1 pseudogene is annotated in these 302 nt (G+C 41.7%); it reads right to left on the bottom strand.

The features are described from left to right. Positions 1-294, bottom strand: a pseudogene (locus NE591_RS14290) (D-alanine--D-alanine ligase); the annotation flags it as partial. Between the last annotated feature and the right edge of the window lie 8 nt (positions 295-302).

Raw genomic sequence — 302 nt, 5'->3', positions numbered from 1 at the left:
ATAATACGCTAAAGAACCCGGAATAGAATTAATCTCATTGACATAAATATCTTTCGTATCCGCATTCATCAAAAAGTCAATACGGACAACCCCTTCCGCCTGCAGCGCTTGAAAGCTTGCCAATGCATAGGACGTGATTTCTTGCGCTTCTTCTTTTTCTAAGGAAGCCGGTACGCGTCGATTGGTACCAGCCATTCCTTTACTTTTCGCATGTCCTTCATATTTGTCCTGAAAGGATAAAATCGTATCCTGTTTTACAACTTCTTCTAGGACACTGCATTTGGCATCTTCCATATCCCCTA

The organism is Adlercreutzia sp. DFI.6.23 (assembly GCF_024462535.1).
In the GTDB taxonomy this organism is placed as follows: domain Bacteria; phylum Actinomycetota; class Coriobacteriia; order Coriobacteriales; family Eggerthellaceae; genus Adlercreutzia; species Adlercreutzia rubneri.
This window is presented reverse-complemented; position numbering and strand designations above follow the sequence as displayed.